Source organism: Trinickia dinghuensis (genome assembly GCF_003367175.1).
Taxonomy (GTDB): Bacteria; Pseudomonadota; Gammaproteobacteria; order Burkholderiales; family Burkholderiaceae; genus Trinickia; species Trinickia dinghuensis.
In genome coordinates, this window is record NZ_QRGA01000004.1 from 90,566 (window position 1) to 111,898 (window position 21,333).

Sequence of the window (21,333 nt, forward strand, 5' to 3'; positions counted from 1 at the left end):
CCGTCGCCGATGCGTCGCGTCTGGCTGCGCTTCAAGGCGCAGCGCCTCGGCTATTGGAGCCTCGTGGTATTCGTTGTCGCGTTCGCCGCGAGTCTGGCCGGGCCGCTCTGGTCGAACGACAAGCCGCTCGTCGTCCGCTACGACGGCCATTACTACTTTCCCATCGTCAAGACGTACGCGGAGACCACCTTCGGCGGCGATTTCCCGACGCCCGCCGATTACCTCGATCCCTATGTTCAGCATCGCTTGGCGTTGCCGGGCAATTTCGCGATCTACCCGCCGAACCGCTATTACTACGACACGCTGAACTACTTCTCGCGCGAGCCGAACCCGGCACCGCCGTCGCACGCGAACTGGCTCGGCACCGATGCCCAAGGGCGCGACGTCTTCGCTCGGCTTTTGTACGGCTTTCGCGTGTCGGTCGAGTTCGCCTTGGTGCTGACGCTGATCGGCAGTGTGCTCGGCATCCTTGCCGGTGCCGTGCAAGGGTATTTCGGCGGCCGCATCGACATCGTCGGCCAACGTCTGATCGAAATCTGGAGCGCGTTGCCCGAGCTATATCTGCTGATCATCTTCGCGTCGATTTTCGAACCGAGCTTCGTGCTGCTCGTGGTGCTGCTGTCGCTGTTCGGGTGGATCGGCTTGTCCGACTATGTCCGCGCCGAATGCCTGCGCAATCGGACGCAAGACTATGTGCGTGCCGCGCGTGCGATCGGGCTTTCGAACTGGCAGATCATTTGGCGCCATGTGCTGCCCAACAGCATGACGCCCGTCATCACGTTCCTGCCGTTCCGGATGAGCGGGTCGATTCTCGCGTTGACGAGCCTCGACTTCCTCGGCCTGGGCGTACCCGCGCCGACGCCGAGCCTCGGCGAGCTGCTCTCCGAGGGCAAGGCCAATCTCGATGCCTGGTGGATTTCGCTGTCGACGTTCGGGGTGCTCGTCGTCACGCTGCTGCTGTTGACGTTCATGGGGGATGCGCTGCGCAACGCGCTCGATACGCGCATCGCCGACGCGATGCGCGCGGGAGGCAATCAATGAGCGCACCGGTCATCGCACCAGGCGTTCCCGACGTGGCCGGCGAGCCGCTGCTCGAAATGGAGCATCTAGGTATCGCATTCGGCGACACCGTGGCCGTCGACGATCTGACGTTTGCGATCGGGCAGGGCGAGCGCGTCGCGCTCGTCGGCGAATCGGGGTCGGGCAAGACGGTTACGGCATTGGCGATCCTGCGGCTGCTGGGCGATGCGCGCGTCACCGGCGCGGTCCGCTTCGAAGGAGACGATCTGCTCGGCAAGAGCGAGCGGGCGATGCAGGGCCTGCGCGGCTCGAAAATCGCCATGATCTTCCAGGAGCCGATGACGGCGCTCAATCCGCTGTTTACGATCGGCGAGCAGATTGCCGAGACCATCGTCGCGCACGAGGGCGTGTCGGCGCAGCAGGGACGGGTGCGCGCCGTCGAGCTGCTCGCGCGCACGGGCGTGACCGACCCCGGAAAGCGCGTGCTCAGCTATCCGCATCAGCTGTCGGGCGGCCAGCGGCAGCGCGCGATGATCGCGATGGCGCTGGCGTGCCGTCCGCGCCTGTTGCTGGCCGACGAGCCGACGACGGCGCTCGACGTCACGATCCGCGCGCAGATCGTCGATCTGCTGCTCGAAATCCAGCGCGACGAGGCGCAGCGGCGCGGGATGGCCGTCCTCTTGATCACGCACGACCTGAATCTCGTGCGGCGCTTCGCCCAGCGCGTGGCGGTGATGGAAAAGGGCGTGCTCGTCGAAAGCGGCCCCGTCGAACGCATCTTCGAAGCGCCGCAGCATCCTTATACGCAGCGGCTGATTGCGAGCCGTCCGCAGCGGCACGTGACGCCGGTATTGCCGATCGCGCCCGTGCTGCTCGACGCGCAGGCCGTGTCGGTATCGTTCGCGACGAAGGCGGCCGGCCTGCGCGGGTGGTTCCGAGCGGGCCGCTTCGATGCCGTGTCGGACGCGACCTTGAACGTGCGTCAGGGAGAAACGCTCGGAATCGTCGGCGAATCGGGGTCGGGCAAATCGACGCTGGCGATGGCGCTGCTCGGCTTGCAGCGCACGGCGGCAGGCGCGATCGAATTCCAAGGGCGGCCGCTCTCGAGCTACCGCGGGCGCGAGCAAACGGATCTGCGCTCGAACATGCAGGTCGTGTTTCAAGATCCCTTCAGTTCGCTTTCGCCGCGGCAAACCATCGAGCGTATCGTCGGCGAGGGGCTGGCGCTGCATCGACCGCAACTGGACGCCGGCGCGCGTCGCGAAAAGGTGATCGCGGCGCTCCGTGAAGTGGGGATCGATCGAACGGCGCTCGCGCGCTACCCGCACGAGTTCTCTGGGGGGCAGCGGCAACGGATTGCAATTGCGCGGGCGCTGGTGCTCGAACCTCGCTTACTGGTGCTCGACGAGCCGACGAGCGCGCTCGACGTCTCCATTCAGCAGCAGGTGCTGACCCTGCTGACGACGCTCCAGCACAAATACAACCTCGGTTTCGTATTCATCAGCCATGATTTGGCGGTGATTGGCGCGATGGCGCATCGCGTCGCTGTCATGCAAAACGGAGCCATTGTTGAAACGGGGGACGTGGAAAGGATATTCTCCAATCCGACCCATCCGTATACGCGAAAACTCCTCGACGCGAGCCTGCAAGGGTAAATCCTGGCAATTGTCTGGGTAACCCGATTGTTTTTTTTAATTTGTTTTGACAATCGGTTACATCGTGGCTAGTATCGTCCAAACTTTTCACAATCCACTGATTCTTAAGCAAAACCTACCGACCAATGCAGCACCGATATATTGCCCAGGCTTGTACGCGTGTCGTCGCCGGGATGTTCATTGGCGTGTTGATGACGGCAGCAAACGGCGCGTTCGCAGACGTAACGAACAATTCACAACAAATCGCTTCTCCGGCCCTGACTCAAACCGAGTCGGACGCATCGTCCTCCTCTTCTTCCACGTCGAATACCGTAGCGGCAGCGGCGCAATCGTCTGATGACACGACGACGAGCGGCCGCGCCAAGGCGTTCCTGTCCGGCGTGGCCGGCAAGGCCGGCGATGTCGTCGTCGGCGCGCTGAATATGATTGGCGTGCGCTATCGCTGGGGCGGCAGCTCGCCCGATTCGGGTCTCGATTGCAGCGGCTTCGTGCGCTACGTGTTCCAAGACACGCTCGGTTTGGCGCTGCCGCGCCGCGCCGAGGAGATGAGCCGTGTCGGAGAAAAGGTCCGGATGGCGGATCTGAAACCGGGCGATCTCGTTTTCTTCAATACGATGCGCCGCAGCTTCTCGCACGTCGGCATCTACATCGGCGGCAACAAGTTCGTGCATTCCCCGTCCACGGGCAGCACGATTCGTGTCGACGATCTGGATGACGGATATTGGGAGAAGCGCTTCGAGGGCGCGCGCCGGATCGAAACGGCATTCTCGGCGAGCAAAGTCGACGATCTGCGCAAGCGCATTAGCGTGACGATCGGCGGCCCCGATCAGAGCGGCGCAGGCGACGCGGCTAGTATCGGTAGCAATTGATAATCGACGCGGCCTTGCGGCTGCACGCGCTATAACCGGTTTCGGCCGGAGAACGAAAAAGCCCGCTTCATTCGCAGCGGGCTTTTTGCTTTGTTGCGGCCGGGAGCAGGAATCAAGCCGCGGTGGCCACACCCGCGCGTCGTTCTGCGAGCTTGCGCTCCAACGCCGCATAGAGCTGCGAGACGGCGACTTCGCCAGCGAGGATTGCTTCGTTGCGATGCCCGAAGTCGCTCCCGCTCATCGCGGCCAGATTGGGACGAATGACGAAGTCGGCGTATTTCTCGAGCTCGTAGGTCTTGATCGTCTGTCCCATGATCGTAAACGTCTGCAGCAGCACGTCGAACGAGTTCTGTGTCAATGCCGATTGCGGATCGGCGGAGATGTCCACGGCGATGACGAAATCGGCGCCCATCTTGCGCGCGAAAGAAGCCGGCACGGGGCTAACCAGCCCGCCGTCGACATACTCGTGCCCGGCGATCTTGACCGGCTCGAAGATCGACGGAACGCTGCACGAAGCGCGTACCGCGATGCCGGTGTCACCTCGCTGGAAGAGGATCGGCTGGCCGCTGCGCAGATCGGTGGCGACGACGCCGAGCGGCTTGACCATCTTTTCGATCGGCCGATGATGCAAGGTGGTATCGACGTAGTTCTGCAGCGCGACGCCTTGCAGGAAGCCGCGCGTGCGGAACGGCATGGCCCAATCGCTGATCGACGCTTCGTCCATCGTCAGGGCCAGCTTATTGATTTGCAGACCGCTCATCCCCGAGGCATAGAGCGCCCCGACGACCGACCCGGCGCTCGTGCCGCAGACGATATCGATCTGCAGCCCGCGCGCTTCAAGTGCTTTGATGACGCCGATATGGGCGAAGCCACGTGCCGCGCCGCCGCCCAGCGCGAGCCCGATGCGAAGCGGCTTCGGCGGGGCTGCCGGCGGCCGGGCCGGCGCGGCGTTCGATTCGTTCGTGCGAGTGGCGGGCGATGCGCAGGCCGCGAGCAGGGCCGAGGCGCACGCAATCGAAAATCCGCGGCGGGTGAGGCGGGGGGAAGACGGTTTCAACGGTTTTCTCCGGCGGCGCGCCGAACCTTCGGCACGCATCGATGCGCCGGATGGAATTTGAAAGCCAGGCCGGCACGCCGCGCGGGACGCGGCGCGCGCACATCATACGGCAAAGCGATCGGGCGCGGCTGAGTGGCTGCTCGGCTCGGCGCGCCGTGCTCGGCTTGTTCGGCGCCGGGCGTTCGGCGCAAGGCGCCGGGTATAATCGGCGTCTATTTCTCTTTGCTCGACGGCACGCCGCTTTTTGCTTTTGTGGATGCGGATGCCCTCGAACTATCGACGCTACCTATGACCACCGTCCGTACCCGTTTCGCTCCGAGTCCCACCGGTTTCATCCACCTCGGCAACATTCGCTCCGCGCTTTATCCGTGGGCGTTCGCTCGCAAGATGCAGGGCACGTTCATCTTGCGGATCGAAGACACGGACGTCGAGCGCTCGACGTCGGCATCGGTCGATGCGATTCTCGAAGGGATGGAGTGGCTCGGCCTGAACTTCGACGAAGGCCCGTTCTATCAGATGCAGCGCATGGACCGTTATCGCGAGGTCGTCGCGCAGATGCTCGAGCAAGGGCTCGCGTACCGCTGCTATATGTCGATGGAAGAACTCGAGGCATTGCGCGAGCGCCAGCGCGAGGCCGGTGAAAAGCCGCGCTATGACGGCACGTGGCGTCCTGAACCCGGCAAGACGCTGCCGACGCCGCCGGCCGGCGTCGAGCCCGTGATCCGCTTCAAGAATCCGCTCGACGGTGTCGTCGCTTGGGACGATGCGGTCAAGGGCCCCATTGAAATCTCGAACGACGAACTCGACGATTTGGTCATCGCTCGGCCCGACGGTACGCCCACGTACAACTTTTGCGTCGTCGTCGACGATCTCGATATGCGCATCACGCACGTGATCCGCGGCGACGATCATGTCAACAACACGCCGCGGCAGATCAACATCCTGCGCGCGCTCGGCGGGCAGACGCCCGTCTATGCGCACTTGCCGACCGTGCTTAACGAAGCCGGCGAGAAGATGAGCAAGCGTCACGGCGCGATGAGCGTGATGGGGTATCGCGACGTCGGCTATCTTCCCGAAGCGGTGCTCAACTATCTGGCTCGCTTGGGCTGGTCGCATGGCGACGCCGAGATCTTTACGCGCGAGCAGTTCGTCGAGTGGTTCAATCTCGAGCACTTGGGCAAGTCGCCCGCGCAGTACGACCACAACAAGCTGAACTGGCTCAACAACCACTACATCAAGGAAGCAGACAACGCGCGGCTTGCCGAGTTGGCTAAGCCTTTCTTTGCCGAACTCGGTATCGCTGAAGCCGCGCTTGCGCAGGGCCCCGATTCGGCCTCCGTCATTGCATTGATGAAGGATCGTGCGACGACGATCAAGGAGATCGTCGAGAACGCAGCGATGTTCTATCGCACGCCGGCGCCGGAAGCCGAAGCGCTGACGCAGCACGTGACCGATGCGGTGAAACCTGCGCTTGCCGAACTCGCCGCCGCGCTGCGCGGTTGCGAATGGACGAAGGAGGGCGTGGCCGCTGCGCTGAAGGCGACGCTCGCCGCACACAAGCTCAAGATGCCGCAACTGGCGATGCCCGTGCGCTTGCTCGTGGCCGGCACGACGCATACGCCGTCGATCGATGCGGTGCTCGTGTTGTTCGGGCGCGAGCGTGTGGTGAGTCGCATCGAAGGCGCGCTGTCGGCGTGACGAGCTAGTCTCTTCGTCGATCGTTTTGCAGCGATATGCAAAAAGTTCGGCGAAGGGTATTTACAAGACGGATAGAGACTTATATACTCTCATTTCTGTTCTGCAAGGGGGTATAGCTCAGCTGGGAGAGCGCTTGCATGGCATGCAAGAGGTCAGCGGTTCGATCCCGCTTACCTCCACCAAAACCGCAGACAGTCTCAAAGAAAAGCTCTGGATTTCCAGGGCTTTTTCTTTTTCTACGGTCCGTAGAGTTCTCCTCGTATTCTCGCGTTTGCGTCCGCGTTGCACGCAGCGTACCTCGCACCTAAAATGAGCTTCGGCATGCTTGCCGCACATCGCGGCCGGCCTTTCTCTCGCACGGGAACCCAATTCCCTACGGGAGCCACGTACTAGGAGAGGACGGTGAAGCCCTCTGAGGCATTGAGCCAACATCGAGACGATATCCGGCGTATCGTCGCTGCCAACAAAGCTGTGAACCCCCGCGTGTTTGGTTCGGTGGTACGCGGCGAGGATGCGGATGGCAGCGATCTGGACATCCTCGTCGACCCGCTTCCCGAGACGTCGCTGTTCGATATCGGTGGCATCCAGTACGAGTTGCAGGATCTGCTGGGCGTGCCGGTGGACGTGCTCACTCCGAAAGGCCTCTCGATCAAATTCAGGGCGGCGGTATTGGCGGAGGCTGTGCCTGTATGAATGCGAAGCAACGACGGATGAGGCTGCCGGACTACCTTTCGCATATCCGTGGGGTTGATGTCATCGCGAGCTGCTGATCCCATGCGTCAGTAATGCAATCACGTGCCGACCGATCTCGCGCGCGCTCAGACTGCGCCGCGCGGCGGTCGTATTCCAAAGTCCCGACGTGGCCAGCGGCAGCATCGTCAATCCGACCGCCGATTCGATGATGAGCGACGGCTCGAGATGTGCATTGAGCAGGCCTTCGCGCTGCCATCGCACAATGCGGGCGAGCGCCGCGTTCTGATCGGCATCGCCATATCGATCGTTCATCCGCTGACGAAGTATCCCCCCCTCGCTGACGACTTCGCGTATCCACAGCGGCGCGAACCAGGGATGGTCTTCCGAAACCTTCACCAAGCGTTCGACGAGGTCGGTGATCGCGGCTACCGGATCGTCAAGATGCTCGAACGCGCCGCGTATCGTTTCCCGTAGCGGGATAAAGCGCTCGTCGATGAGCACGTCGATCAACTGCTCTCGCGTGTGGAAGTAGTAGTGCATCATCGCCGACGTCACGCCGGCCTCGCGGGCGATCTCCCCGAGCGTCGTTTCGACGATGCCTTGCCGTGCAAACAAGCCGAGCGCGACGTCAAGTAGTTTCTCCCGCTGCAGCGGACCTCGGGCGGTGCCCGACGGCCGGCCGGGCCGGCGCCGCGGTGCCGCCGGTTCCGCGGATTTGGACACAACGCTAGCGCGGCGGCCTGCCACGCGCTCCGGCCCGGCGGATTCTGGTTTTCGTTCGGACATGCTTGTGTTTCGGTTTGGTGCTGTCTACGCGGTGGAGCGGTGACACGGTGAAACATAGTCTCACGATTCGTCATTTGACAGCAGGCCGTCTCGGGGCATATATTAATTTTCGAGTTAATTAATATTGGCGCCGGACCACGAACCATGGAATTGCAAACATCGCCGCACGCCGCGGCAGGCCGCGTGGCAGAAGAGGCCGACCTGCCGCGGTTTCCGCCACTCAGGTTGCTGTTTCCTGCATTGCTGCTTGTCATGCTGCTGGCGGCGCTCGACCAGACCATCGTCTCGACCGCGCTGCCCACGATCGTCGGTGAGTTGGGCGGCCTTGACCAACTATCGTGGGTTGTCACGGCCTATCTGTTGTCGTCGACGATCGTCGTTCCGCTCTACGGGAAGTTCGGCGACTTGTTCGGCCGGAAGATCGTGCTGCAAATCGCGATCGCCATATTTCTAGTCGGGTCGGCGCTTTGCGGGCTCGCGGAAAACATGCCGCAGCTGATCGCGTTGCGCGCGTTGCAAGGGCTCGGCGGCGGTGGGTTGCTCGTCGTGACGATGGCTGCGATCGGCGATGTGGTGCCGCCGGCCGAGCGCGGACGCTACCAAGGCATCATCGGCGGCGTATTCGGCCTCGCGACGGTGGTCGGTCCTTTGCTAGGCGGATTTCTGGTCGAGCATTTGTCCTGGCGCTGGATTTTCTATATCAATTTGCCCTTGGGCGCGGTCGCGCTTGCGGTTGTCGGCGCGGTGTTCAAGCCGCGTACCGCGCTCGTCGAACATAGAATCGACTACATGGGGGCGGCGTTTCTTGCCTCGGCGCTGACTTGCATTATTCTTTTCACGAGCGAAGGCGGCACCGTCATGCCTTGGTCGTCGGCGGAGCTTTGGCTGACACTGGCGCTCGGAATCGTATGCGGATGCGGCTTCGTTTACGAAGAAAGGCTGGCTGCCGAACCGATCATTCCGCTCGAGCTGTTCCGTCAGCGGACATTCGTTCTGTGCAGCTTGATCGGGTTCATCATTGGCGTGTCGATGTTCGGGGCGGTGACGTTCCTGCCGCTTTATCTGCAGGTCGCGAAGGGATCCACGCCGTCCGAGGCCGGTATGCAGATGATGCCGATGATGGGTGGGTTGCTCGCGATGTCGGCGCTTTCCGGCCAGCTTATCAGCCGCATCGGCAAGTACCGGATGTTTCCGATCGTCGGCACGTTCCTGGTCGGCGTGGCCATGACGCTGCTCGCCACGGTGCAACTCTCGACACCGCTGCGCGTGATGTATGCCTACCTGGGGCTGCTTGGCTGTGGCATCGGATTGGTCATGCAGGTGCTCGTGCTGGCTGTCCAGAATACGGTCGAATTCAAGCACATGGGGGTGGCGACATCGGGAGCCACGCTATTTCGTTCGATTGGTGGCTCAGTGGGCGTGGCGGTGTTCGGCGCGCTGTTCTCGCATGGACTCGAAGCGCGGCTCGCTGCGATGGCCGGGCCCGACACCGAGCTGCCGCAAGCGCTCACGCCCTCGGCGATCGCTCAACTGCCTGCCGATCTGCATGACAAGTACCTTTCGGCTTTCGCCGGCGCGATGCACGCGGTGTTCGTCGCTGCGGCGATCATCGTCGTGTTTGCATTCGTACTCGCCTGGCTACTCGAGGATGCGCCGCTACGGGCCGCGCAATGACTTTGTCCAGATCGGCGGCGGGATTGACGCGCTCCAAGTAATCCGTATAGGGTATCCACACCGTCGGAGACGGATTCGCCGCCATCCCTGGTCCCGGTCTGGCGACACCGATTACCAGACATTGGATACATGACAGACTCATTCGAATCACGTTCGGCGCGCCATATCCCGGTCGCGCCGCCCCATGTTCTCGTTCAGGCGCGCCATGGTTGGCTGCTCGCCAATCCCAACGATTTCTTTCTGGGGCGTGCGATCGTCGAATACGGCGAGTATGGCGAAATCGAGGCGCAACTGCTGGCCCAGTTGTTCGTTCGGCCCGGCGCCGCGGTCGAAGTGGGGGCCAACATTGGAACGCACACGGTGGCGCTGGCGAAGCGCACGCGCGAGTTGGGGCGCACCCTGATCGCGTTCGAACCACAACCGTTCCTGTTCCAGAATCTCTGCGCCAATCTCGCGCTAAACAGCCTGACGAACGTGCGTGCGTGGCCCTGGGCATGCGGCGCAAAGGCCGGCACCGTGTATTTCGATGTGCCCGATTATGAGTCGCCCGGCAACTTCGGTGCCGTTGCCATGACGCAGGATCCCGGGCCCGCGTCGTTGGCCGTTCCTTGCGTCACGTTGGACGATGCGATCGGCGGGCAGGCGGTTGGGCTGCTGAAGATCGACGTCGAAGGCGCGGAGCTGGACGTGTTGCGTGGGGCTGAGGCAGTGATCGAGAAATCGCGTCCGGTGCTGTACGTCGAGAACGACCGGATCGCGCTTTCGCGTGCGTTGATCGAATGGATCTGGGCTCGAGGTTATCGGCTATGGTGGCACTTTCCCCCGCTATTCAATCCCGAGAATTTCTTCGGCAATTCGAACAATCTCTATCCCACGGTCGTATCGTGCAACATGCTTGGACTGCCGCGCGAAATGACTGTCAATGTGGTAGGCCTCGAGGAGGCCACCGATATCGACTTTCACCCCTTGGTGGCATACGCACCTTAGCTAAGCAAAGCCGGCCTCCGCGCAATGCATCGTCGCGCTCGTGGGTGACGGCTTCGCTTCAGCTACCGCTACCGCTGCCGCCGCGAGCGTGCCGTTCGCGCCTTGACCGGTTCGGCGAAGCCGGGGATCCGCATCAACGTCGCCTTGACCTGCTCGGGCGTAATGAGCCGCGTACATTCGAACTGGCGCGGCGTATCTTTATGGCGCGGACACCAGAAGAAATCCTGATGATCGAAACGGTGCCGCACATCGTTCCAGCAGCTATTGCACGTGTGATAGTTGATGACGCGAAACGGCGTAGCGAACTCGTTGGTTTCGTGCGTGAAGCCGCTAATCATCACCACCGGCGTGCGCGCGGCCCAAGCGAGCCAGGCGAGCCCGCTCGATAGCCCGACGAAGAGGCTGGCGTGCTTGAGCCAGCGAGCGCGCTCCTGGATAGGTCGATCGCCGGTCTCGTCCTCGGCGCCGTGCGGAATGTGGTTCCAGACGAGCCCGAACCCATGCGTCGGCTTCTGGTCGATGCAAACCACACGATATCCCTGCTGCTTCAGAAAGGCGACGATCTCGCGCCAGCCAGTAGGGTGGTTCCAGTATTTGCATTGCGTCGAGCTTTGCACGGCGATCACGGCATAGGGCTCTTCCATGGGCCGGCTATCGTCTTCGAGCGAAAGCAGCGGCGGCTCCTCGGTCGGATCGACGCCGAGAATGTAGCCCGCGGTGCGGTGCAGGCCGACATGCCGGAAATCGCATGGCTGCCAGATGTGATCGTGGTCGTCGAAGAACAGTCCGATGTTGTAGGTCGCGTAATAGCGCTCGGGCCGCACCTGCTCGTGCGTCACGAACTCGATCTCCGGATAGGCGCCCGCGAACAGCGGGATGAGCTTGTCGGACATCGCACAGGTGAGGGTGCAACCGTGCTTGCGCTGAAATTTGACCGCGTAGGGAAACCAGCCGACGAGATCGCCGAGCGTGCCCACGGGGAATTGAATCAGCACGGGGCGATCGGCCGCGTCGTACACATGTTTGAGCAGCGGCTCGGAATCGGCGGGCGCGCTGCGATTCCAGACTTCGATCGAAAAGCGCACGTAGTACTTTTTGCTGCTGGCGACGAATCCGGCCGCGAGCTCGGTCTGAAAGAGGATGTTGCCGGTCTCGACGTCGCGCAGGCACACGCGCCAGTCGCCTTCGGGCAGGGCCACGCGGCAGCCGTCGTTGAAGTCGAAGCGGATGCCTCGTGGGCCCGTCTGCGTTGGAACCTGGGCCGGCGCGGGAAATGCCGGCTTGATGGTCGGATCGCCGGGGTGTCCCGACGCGGGCTCCGCGGTGACTGACGGCTCGGCGGCCGATGCGGACATTTCCGAAGCCGCTGATGCTGCGGGCAAGTCGGTGACGGAAGTTGCCGGAACGGACGAATCGGCCATATTCATGTACTCGGGTGGGCGGCGAGCCCGCGGCTCGCAGCGGTTATCGATGGCTAGGCACACGCCGCACACGGGGTTTCGTCCGCGGAAAACGACGGGGCGCATGCATCTTAACGGACCGAGCAGCGGAAAAGTTTATGTCGATCGGCCTCGGAGATGTCCGCCGATCGCTGGGGCGATTCTTAAAAATTTTTCGCAAACCCCTTCAGATTTCATAAGATATGCCGATTAGAAGCTAACGTGTCCCCGCGCTGTCGCCGGCCGAACAACGGAAAAAAACGCCACGAGTCCGCAAGACCGACTCGTTTTGATGCTCTGAGCCCTTGACTTGACCCGCATCCTCCATGCCGCGATCCGTGCTGTCTGACCTGCGCGCAGCATGCCTGCCGATTTCGGTGGTGTCTGACGCCGCGTGCGTCGTCGGTCGGGATGACCTTGCTGCCTGTTCGGGCCGCGCCGCGCTCGGATGAAGCCGATCACTTTTCGCCGCAAGTACGGCATACACCGCTTCGGCCAACGCCGCGCACGCCTCCCGGGCCTGCTGCTGTCGCTGCTCACGGCACTGACGGTCGCCGCTTGGACGGCCCGGCCCGCCCGGGCGCAAACCGACGTCTACGTCTCCTCCGGCAGTAACGTCGCCGACTACACGGTCTCCGCCAACTTCTCGCAAATCATCAATGCGGGAGGCGCAACCACCAGCACTACCGTCAGCAGCGGCGGGACGCAGGTCGTTTCGTCGGGCGGCGTCGCCAGCACCACCGTGATCAGCACCGGCGGCCAGGTATTCCTCTCGGGCGGCGCGACGGTCGGCACGCAGGTCAGCAGCGGCGGCTATCAGGAGGTCGATGGCGGCGGCACCGGAAGCGGTACCGTCATCAACAGCGGCGGCGTCGAAACCCTGATGAGCGGCGGCAGCGAAACCGGCGCAACGATCTCCGCCGGCGGCACGCAAAACGTCAGCAGTGGCGGTGTCGATTCCGCCGCGCAGATTGCGGGTTCGCAAACCGTCTACTCAGGCGGCCTGGCCGTCAGCGCAACCGTCGGTAGCGGCGGCGGGCAGCTGGTCAGCTCGGGAGGGACGGCAAGTGCGACGACGCTGCTGTCCGGCGGCCTGCTGACCGTCAGTTCGGGCGGCTCGGCGACGGGCATCGCGCAATCCTCCGGCGGCGCACTGATTACCGACACGACGGCGGCGCTGATCAGCGGCACGAATGCGCTCGGCGCGTTCAGCATATCGGGCGGCATCGCGTCGGGGCTGCTGCTGGAAGACGGCGGCCTGCTGACGGTGTCGTCGGGCGGGACCGCGAGCGCGACGACGGTCGGGTCGTCCGGCCAGCAGATCGTGTCGAGCGGCGGCACCGCATCGGCAACCGTGGTCAGCAGCGGCGGCATCGAGACCGTGCGGAGCGGCGGCACAGATAGCGGCACGACACTCTTCGGCGGCCAGCAGAATATTTCGGCTTCGGCTACGGCGTTCAGCACCCTCATCGGCCCGGGCGCGACGCAGACCGTGTTCTCTGGCGGCCGGGCTTCGGCTGCCATCGTGAGCAGCGGCGGAGCCCAGTTCCTCGCCAGCAACGGCCTCGCGTTCAGTACGACTGTCTTTAGCGGCGGCGAGCAAAGAATGAGTTCGGGCGGTTCGGCGGTCGGCACGAAATTGAGCGGCGGCCAGCAGTTAGTCATGACTGGCGGCGTGGCGAGCACGACGACGGTTTACGTCGGCGGCAGCCAAGTCGTATCGAAAGGCGGCATCGCGTCCAGCGCGACGATCAGCAGCGGCGGCACGCAGATCGTCAACTCGAACGGTTCGGCGGTGGCCGCGGTGGTCAGCAGCGGCGGCGAGCAGATCATCGCAGCCGACGGCGTCGGCAGCAAAACGACGATTTCGGGCGGCGGCGCGGTGGTCGTTTCGAACACCGGGTTCATGATAAGCACGACGCTGCTCAGCGGCGGCAGTCTGACCGTCAGCGCCGGCGGCGCTGCGAGCGCGACGTTCCAGTCGAGCGGCGGCGCGCTGATCGCCGACACCAACGCGTTCCAGGTCAGCGGCACCAACGCGATCGGCTCGTTCAGGATTTCCGGCAAACTCGCGTCGGGCGTGCTGCTGGAGAACGGCGGCGTGCTGACGGTGTCGTCGGGCGGCACCGCGAGCGCCACGACCGTGCGCCTTGGCGGCAACGAAAACGTGCTGTTCAGCGGCGGCGATTTCAGCGCGACGATCAGCAGCGGCGGCGTGCAAACGGTGATGTCGGGCGGCAAGGCGACCGCGACGACGATTCGGACCGGCGGCCAGCAGTTCGTCAGTTCCGGTGGCATCGCCTCGAGCGGCCTGGTCAGCAGCGGCGGTACGCAGACCGTGCTGAACGGCGGTATCGCGACGAGTTCGGTCGTCAGCAGCGGCGGTCAGCAGAACGTTTCGTCGGGCGGCAGTTCGCTTGACTCGAAGCTTTCGGCGTTCGGCACGCAAAGCGTGTTCGCCGGCGGCATCGCGACTTCCACGACCGTGCGCAGTCTGGGCGACCAAAACGTCTACTCCGGCGGGATCGCGTCGGGCACGCTGAATCTGGGCGGGGTGCAGACGATCAGCTCGGGCGGGTCGGCCGTGTCGGCCACAGTGAGCAGCGGCGGCGGGATGATCGTCAGCTCGGGCGGGGTGGCGAGCGGTACGGCGTTGGTCAGCGGCACGCTGACCGTCTATGCGGGCGCTGCCGCATCAAATACCGCCATCAGTGGTGGTGGTTCGGCCTATCTGTCGGGCGGCGCGGCGAACAGCACGGCCATCAACAGCGGTGGCTATCTGGAGGTCGATGCCGGTGGCACCGCCAGCAATACCACGGTCGGCAGCGACGCTAACGAAGCTGTGATGAGCGGCGGCGTCGACACGAGCGCGACGATCGACGGCAACGGCATGCTGACCGTCAGCAGCGGCGGTATAGCCACTGGCGCCGCGATCCTCACCGGCGGGGCGCAGACAGTCATGTCCGGCGGCGCGACCACCGGCAGCATCATCGCCGGCGCGCAGACGATTTCGTCCGGCGGTTCGGATACTTCGGCGACGGTCAGCTCCGGCGGCGTGCAGACCGTGCTCGCCGGCGGCTCCGCATCGAGTGCAACGGTGCTGTCGGGCGGGACACAAACGCTAGAAGGGGCCGATTCGTATGCGTCGATCGCCGCGGGCGCCACGCAGAGCATCGGCAGCGGTGGCGTCGATACCAGCGGCGGCATCGCCGGCATCCAGAACATTTCGTCGGGCGGCGTCGCTAGCGGCACGCTGATATTCGTCGGCGGCACGCAGAATATCTACGGCGGCGGCGCGGCAGTAAACGTCCTGGTGTCGGGCACGCAGAACGTGTCGTCGGGCGGTGTTGCGTCGAACACGACGATCGGCACCGGCGCCGTGCAGAACATTTCCGCGGGCGGCTCTGAGACCGGTACTCAGATCGAGGGCACGCAGAACATTTTCTCTGGCGCCGCGGACAGCGGCGCGGTGGTGGCGTCAGGCGGTGCGCAAGTCGTATTCGCCGGCGGCACGGCAAGTGGTGCCACGGTGGCGTCCGGCGGCGCGCAGAACCTATCCGGCGGCACCGCGAGCAGCACCACGATCGCCGCCGGCGGAACGCAGACGATCTATGCGGGCGGCTCGGCGGCCAATGCAATGGTGTCGGGCTTGCAGATCATCGCATCGGGCGGCGTCGACAGCGGCGCGCAGATCGTCGGCGTGCAAACGGTATCGTCGGGCGGCACGGCGACCGGCGACGTCGTTTCGGCGGGCGGTGTGCAGAACGTTTCATCCGGCGGCGCGGCGAGCGGCGCGACGATCGGTTCCGGCGGCGTGCAAACGCTGTTCGGCGGGGGCGCCGCGTCGGGCACCGTGGTCAACAGCGGCGGGGCGCAGAACCTGTCGGGCGGCGTCGATGCCGGCGCGACGATCGCCGCGGGCGGGACGCAAACCGTGCTGGCCGGCGGTTCGGCCGGCGGGGCTGCGGTTTCCGGCGTACAAAACGTTTCGTCCGGCGGCGTCGCCGCCAGTGCGACGGTTGCCGCAGGCGGCCTGCAGAACGTCTATGCGAGCGGCTCGGCGAGTGCGACGACGATTGCTTCGGGCGGGACGCAGAACCTGTCGGGCGGCGTCGATTCCAGCGCGACGATCGCCGCAGGCGGTACGCAAGCTGTGCTGGCCGGCGGTTTGGCCGGCGGGACGGTGGTTTCCGGGGTACAAAACGTCTCGTCCGGCGGCGCTGCTTCGGGCGCGACAGTCGCCGCGGGTGGCGTACAGAACGTCTATTTGAGCGGTTCGGCGAGTTCGGCGACGATTGCTTCCGGGGGGACGCAGAACCTGTCGGGCGGTTCCGCGACCAGTGCATCGATTGCCTCCGGCGGTGTGCAGAACGTGCTGTCCGGCGGCCTCGCGATCGATACGATCGTCAGTAGCGGCGGGACGCAGAACGTGTCGTCGGGCGGCACAGTTAGCGCGACCGACTTGATGTCGGGCGGTATCCAGAATCTGTTCAGCGGCAGCGTTGCCGAGGGTGTCGCGGTCGGTAGCGGCAGCACGCAGAACGTGTCGGCCGGCGCGACCGTCAGCAGCGGCACTGTCGCTGCCGGCGGCACGCAAACCGTGTCCGCCGGCGGTTCGGCGGTGACGGTGCAAGTGTTCGGTACGCAGAACGTATTGTCCGGCGGCGTCGCTTCGGGTTCGACGATCGCAGCGGGCGGCGTCGAGAACATCTCGTCGGGCGGCACCGACATCGGCACGAACGTGTCCGGCGGCACGCAGACCATCTCGGCTGGTGGCGTGGCGAGCGGCGCGATGGTGCTTGCCGGGGGCATGCAAGCCGTGTCGTCCGGCGGCAGTGTGTCGGGCGCGACGATCGCGTCCGGCGGTACGCAGAATGTATCGGCGCAGGGCAGTGCCTCGAATACGACCGTCGGATCCGGCGGCGTCCAGAACGTTTCGTCGGGCGGTGACGACATCAACGGGGTGATCTCGGGCGGCACGCAGAACCTGATGGGCGGCGGCATCGCTTCCGGAACAGCGGTGTCCTCGGGCGGTGTGCAAAACGTCGATTCAGGTGCAGTGGCATCGGCCGCGACGATCGGCGGCGGTGGCGTGCAGAACGTCTCGGCCGGCGGCAGCGCATTCGGCGTGAATCTGTTCGGCGGCACGCAGAACGTCTCGTCCGGCGCGCTGCTGTCGAACGTGTCGATCGCGTCCGGCGGCTTACAAAACGTGTTGTCGGGCGCGGTCGTCAGCGGCATGTCGATCGGCAGTGGGGGCACGCAGGCGGTGTTCGGCAGTGCTTCGGCTACCACGCTGACTGCCGGAGCGACGCAAATTCTGTCGAGCGGCGGTACTGCGACCGCGACCGGCGTCGGCTCCGGGGCGGCGCTGCTCGTCTCATCCGGCGGTAGCGCGAGCGGTACGACGATTGCGGCGGGCGGCGTGCAGACGATCGTTGGCGGCAGCGATGCAGGCGCCCTCGTTTCCGGCACGCAGAATGTTTCGTCGGGCGGTTCCGCGAGCAACGCGACGATTGCATCGGGCGGTGTGCAGACGATCTACGCGGGCGGTTCGGCGATCGCTGCGACGGTCTCTTCGGGCGGTACGCAAAATATCTCCGACGGCGGCGTCGCTGGCGGTACGACGGTTGCCTCGGGCGGTGTGCAGAACGTGTATGCGAGCGGTTCGGCGAGTTCGGCGACGATCGCCTCCGGTGGCACGCAGAACCTGTCGGGCGGTTCCGCGACCAGTGCGTCGATCGCCTCCGGCGGCGTGCAGAACGTGCTGTCCGGCGGCCTCGCGATCGATACGATCGTCAGTAGCGGCGGGACGCAGAACGTATCGTCGGGCGGCACGATCAGCGCGACCGATTTGATGGCGGGCAGTATCCAGAATCTGTTCAGCGGCAGCGTTGCCGAGGGTGTCACGGTCAGTAGCGGCAGCACGCAGAACGTGTCGTCCGGCGCGACCGTCAGCAGCGGCACCGTCGCTGCCGGTGGTACGCAAACCGTTTCCGCCGGCGGTTCGGCGGTGACGGCGCAGGTGTCCGGGACACAGGACGTCTCGTCCGGCGGCGTCGCCTTGGGCTCGACGATCGCGTCCGGCGGTACGCAGAACGTATCGGCCCAGGGCAGTGCCTCGAACACGACGATCGGATCCGGCGGCGCGCAGAACTTGTCCGGCGGCACCGGGAGCAGCACCACGATCGCCGCTGGCGGCACGCAGACGATCTACGCCGGCGGCTCGGCGGTCAATGCGATGGTGTCGGGCACGCAGATCGTCGCGTCGGGCGGCGTCGACAGCGGAGCGCAGATCGTCGGCGTGCAGGCGGTGTCGTCGGGCGGTACCGCGATCGGCGATACCGTTTCGTCGGGCGGCATGCAGAACGTCTATGCGAGCGGTTCGGCGAGTTCGGCGACGATCGCCTCCGGGGGCATGCAGAATCTGTCGGGCGGTTCCGCAACCAGCGCGTCGATCGCTTCCAGCGGCGTGCAGAACGTGCTGTCCGGCGGCCTCGCAATCGATACGATCGTCAGTAGCGGCGGGACACAAAATGTGTCGTCCGGCGGCAACGCGCGCGGTGCGACGGTCGCGGCGGGCGGCGTGCAGACGATCGTCGGCGGCAGCGACGCCGGTGCGCTCGTTTCCGGCACGCAGAATGTTTCTTCGGGTGGTTCCGCGAGCAACACGACGATTGCATCGGGCGGCACGCAGACGATCTACGCGGGCGGTTCGGCGATCGCCGCGGCGGTCTTTGCGGGCGGCACGCAAACCATCTCCGGCAGCGGCTTCGCCTCAGGCACGCAGTTGAACAGCGGCGCTACCCAGATCGTCGCTTCGGGCGGCGTCGCGTCGGGTACGGTGGTCAACGGCGGCGGCTTGCAGACTATCTCCGGCGGCGGTGCCGCGGCCGGCGTCACGGTTGGGAACGGCGGCAGCGCGCAGGTATTCGGCGCGGTATCGGGGTTGACCGTGCAGTCCGGCGGGCAGGCTTTGCTCGGCAGCGGCGGCGCGACCGCCACGCTAGCCGGCGGCGTGATCGACAACGGCACGCTGTTGCTGAACAACGGCAGCGCGACGACCTACAGCGGTACGCTGTCGGGCAGCGGTACGCTGGTCCAGCAAGGCGGCGGCACCACGGTGATCGCCGGCGCGAACAGCGGGTTCTCCGGGCATACGGTGGTGTCGTCCGGCAGCCTGATCGTCGGCGAACTCGGCGACGACAGCGCGTCGCTCGGCGGCGACGTGACCGTCGTGTCGGCCGGCCTGCTGCGCGGGCACGGCTCGATCGACGGCGCGGTCGCGAACAGCGGCAACGTCATGCCCGGCGGCACGATCGGCACGCTGACGGTCAACGGCAATTACACGCAGGCGTCGAACGGCACATTGACGATCGAAGTCAGTCCGACTTCCGGATCGCAACTGAAAGTGAACGGGAGTGCGACGCTGAACGGCGCGCTCGCGCTGCTCTACGATCCGGGCACCTATGCCGCGCGTAGCTATACGATCCTTACCGCTTCTTCGGTCAGCGGTCGCTTCAGTCAGATTTCGTCGCAAGTGCAGCCGGGGGCAAATCTGAACGGCGCTACGCCGACGGTCGAATACCAGTCCGACGCGGTCGACCTGCTGCTCTCCACGACGATCGCGCCGGTCGACGTGAGCATTTTCCCGGCGCTGGGCTCGGTGGCCGTGCAGAACGCGCAGAGCGGCAACGCGGCGCTGCTCGAACGGCTGGCGGCACCGCCGTCGGCCGCCGCCGCGGGGCCGCGCAGCTATGCCGCCGCGCGCGACGCCGGCTGGGTCACCGCCACCGGCGGCTATGCGAAGGCTGGCGGCAACGCCGCCGCGTCCGGCTACGGCGCGCACGAATACGGCTTCACCGCGGGCCTCGACCGTCACTACGGCGACTACCTGGTCGGCACGGCAGTCAGCTATACGCACGCCGACGTCGGTGAAAGCGGAACGCCCGATTCGGCGACGCTCGACGCGCTGCATGGGTCGGTCTACGGCGGCCGCTGGGTCGGTCCGGTGAATCTGGTCGCGCTGCTCGGCTACGGTTTCGACTTCGGCGCCATCAAGCGGCCGTTCGGCGCCGGTTCCACCAATACCGCGCAGGGCAACCCCGATTTGCAGGAAATCACCGGCGCATTGCAGGCTAGTTTGCCGATGCTGTTGCCCGGCAGCGTCACGCTGACCCCGCGCGCCGGGCTGCGTTACGCGTACGTGCACGGCCAGGCGTTCGCCGAAACGGGTGCCGGCGGCCAGGATTTGACGGTCGGCGCCGACAATGCGCACAGCGTGCAGCCGTTCGTCGGCGTGTCGCTTTCGCATGCGTTCGGGACGGACGCGCATCCGTCCTCCGTGCATCTGGATCTCGACTACTCACACGAGTTGGCCAACGTGAACCGCACGGACACCGTCGTTGCGCAAGACGGCACGGTATTTCGGGTGCTCGGCGCCGGGATGCCGCACAACCTAGTAGACGTCGGTGCGGGCGTCGATGCGCAACTGAGCAAATCGCTGTCGGTCTCGGCCGATGCGTCGACGCAGTTCAGCGCGGGTTCGCAGGTTTCGCTGCGAGTGCGCTACAGCTATTGATTTGCCGCTTGAGCACGCCGGCCGCGTGCTTCACATTCGGGTGTGTTCGGATAGGCGGTAGTGCCGTGGCGTGATGCCCAGCACTGACCGCATATGGCGCGTCAGATGCGCTTGATCCGCGAAGCCGCATTCGAAGGCAGTGTCGGCAATCGGCAACCCCGATTCGAGCAATGCGCGCGCGTGAGCAAGCCGCCTTTCCATGAGATAGCGATGGGGTGTCGTGCCGGCTCCCCGTTTGAACGCACATACGAGAAAACCCACCGATAGCTCGAGTTCCGCGGCAAGCTGTGCAACCTCGATCCGCTCGTGCAGGTGGGCGTCGATGAACCGGTCGATGGCAGTCAGCCTACTGTTCGTCAGCCACTCGGTGGGCGCCGTCGCGCCGGGAGCAAAGTGTGCCAGGAGCAGTGCGCTCAGGTTGTCGAGTATGGCGCGCAGGTCGACATCGCGCCCGGACATGAGTGCGCGCCGCAGGCCATGAGCGGTTGCGATCGCTTCCTCATCTACTAGGTTGGTAATCGACCGCTGCGTCGCGTCGGCATGGCCGATCGTATCGGCCCTCACATTCTGAATGACGAGATATTCGCCGCCTGCCGACGAACTGGAATAGACCGGACAACCCGGCGGAACCCATGACAGGCTATTGACGCGCCGATGGAATGGGCGCCGCCTGCCGGTATCGATCGCATCGATTCCTGCCTGGGTTGCGAACGCGAATCCCGCGATGCCGAGCGCTCGCGTGTCATCGACTTCGTAGGCTTGAGCGGGCCACAGTTCCGCCACGATTCCGCCTGTTTCGCTTTGGGCTATCGGCTCGCTCATATGCATTTCGTTCAAGAAATGAACTCGAGGCCCATCGTACCATTCGCCATCG

General features: G+C 64.8%; 12 protein-coding genes and 1 tRNA gene. 9 read left to right on the forward strand and 4 right to left on the reverse strand.

Annotation, left to right across the window (positions count from 1 at the left end; translation table 11 throughout):
* The first annotated feature begins 9 nt into the window (after positions 1-9).
* The 3 genes from DWV00_RS07495 to DWV00_RS07505 all read left to right on the forward strand — a co-directional run bounded on the left by DWV00_RS07495 (position 10) and on the right by DWV00_RS07505 (position 3,544).
* Positions 10-1,041, forward strand: coding sequence for an ABC transporter permease (locus DWV00_RS07495; protein WP_115533056.1), 1,032 nt, complete (start codon positions 10-12; stop codon positions 1,039-1,041).
* Positions 1,038-2,675 (forward strand): ABC transporter ATP-binding protein, encoded by a 1,638-nt coding sequence (locus tag DWV00_RS07500; protein WP_115532950.1) that lies wholly within the window; start codon positions 1,038-1,040, stop codon positions 2,673-2,675. The genes DWV00_RS07495 and DWV00_RS07500 overlap by 4 nt, the downstream gene beginning before the upstream one ends.
* A 125-nt stretch (positions 2,676-2,800) precedes the next feature.
* Positions 2,801-3,544 carry a C40 family peptidase gene (locus DWV00_RS07505; RefSeq protein ID WP_115532951.1) on the forward strand — a complete coding sequence of 248 codons (744 nt, stop codon included), beginning with the start codon at positions 2,801-2,803 and terminating at the stop codon, positions 3,542-3,544.
* A 112-nt stretch (positions 3,545-3,656) separates the two neighbouring features.
* Here DWV00_RS07505 and DWV00_RS07510 read toward each other — a convergent pair whose 3' ends face one another.
* Positions 3,657-4,640, reverse strand: coding sequence for a patatin-like phospholipase family protein (locus tag DWV00_RS07510; RefSeq protein WP_115532952.1), 984 nt, complete (start codon positions 4,638-4,640; stop codon positions 3,657-3,659).
* A gap of 249 nt (positions 4,641-4,889) precedes the next feature.
* On the opposite strand from DWV00_RS07510, the gene gltX reads away from it, so the two are divergent.
* The 3 genes from gltX to DWV00_RS07525 all read left to right on the forward strand — a co-directional run bounded on the left by gltX (position 4,890) and on the right by DWV00_RS07525 (position 6,992).
* A complete protein-coding gene (gene gltX / locus DWV00_RS07515; protein ID WP_115533057.1) occupies positions 4,890-6,299 on the forward strand; it encodes a glutamate--tRNA ligase in 1,410 nt (469 codons plus the stop codon).
* A gap of 106 nt (positions 6,300-6,405) precedes the next feature.
* A tRNA-Ala gene (locus DWV00_RS07520) sits at positions 6,406-6,481 on the forward strand.
* Between the two features lie 220 nt (positions 6,482-6,701).
* Positions 6,702-6,992, forward strand: coding sequence for a nucleotidyltransferase family protein (locus DWV00_RS07525; protein WP_115532953.1), 291 nt, complete (start codon positions 6,702-6,704; stop codon positions 6,990-6,992).
* 60 nt (positions 6,993-7,052) lie between these two features.
* Here DWV00_RS07525 and DWV00_RS07530 read toward each other — a convergent pair whose 3' ends face one another.
* Positions 7,053-7,778: a TetR/AcrR family transcriptional regulator gene (locus DWV00_RS07530; protein ID WP_115532954.1), complete on the reverse strand. Its 726-nt coding sequence runs from the start codon at positions 7,776-7,778 to the stop codon at positions 7,053-7,055.
* 144 nt (positions 7,779-7,922) lie between these two features.
* Between DWV00_RS07530 and DWV00_RS07535 the strand changes: the two genes are divergently transcribed.
* Together DWV00_RS07535 and DWV00_RS07540 are read left to right on the forward strand one after the other, a co-directional pair.
* Positions 7,923-9,452, forward strand: a complete 1,530-nt coding sequence (locus DWV00_RS07535) for an MDR family MFS transporter (RefSeq protein WP_115532955.1) — start codon at positions 7,923-7,925, stop codon at positions 9,450-9,452.
* A 129-nt stretch (positions 9,453-9,581) separates the two neighbouring features.
* On the forward strand, positions 9,582-10,439 hold the full coding sequence (locus tag DWV00_RS07540; protein WP_220274666.1) for an FkbM family methyltransferase: 858 nt from the start codon (positions 9,582-9,584) through the stop codon (positions 10,437-10,439).
* A 68-nt stretch (positions 10,440-10,507) separates the two neighbouring features.
* On the opposite strand, the gene DWV00_RS07545 is transcribed toward DWV00_RS07540, so the two are convergent.
* Positions 10,508-11,794 (reverse strand): autotransporter strand-loop-strand O-heptosyltransferase, encoded by a 1,287-nt coding sequence (locus tag DWV00_RS07545; protein WP_245964768.1) that lies wholly within the window; start codon positions 11,792-11,794, stop codon positions 10,508-10,510.
* A 532-nt stretch (positions 11,795-12,326) separates the two neighbouring features.
* Here DWV00_RS07545 and DWV00_RS07550 point away from each other — a divergent pair.
* The gene (locus DWV00_RS07550) at positions 12,327-20,459 is read left to right on the forward strand and encodes an AIDA repeat-containing protein (RefSeq protein ID WP_115532957.1); all 8,133 of its coding nucleotides are present in this window, start codon (positions 12,327-12,329) and stop codon (positions 20,457-20,459) included.
* Positions 20,460-20,489: 30 nt separating this feature from the next.
* On the opposite strand, the gene DWV00_RS07555 is transcribed toward DWV00_RS07550, so the two are convergent.
* Positions 20,490-21,281, reverse strand: coding sequence for a helix-turn-helix domain-containing protein (locus DWV00_RS07555; RefSeq protein WP_181885386.1), 792 nt, complete (start codon positions 21,279-21,281; stop codon positions 20,490-20,492).
* Positions 21,282-21,333: the final 52 nt, after the last annotated feature.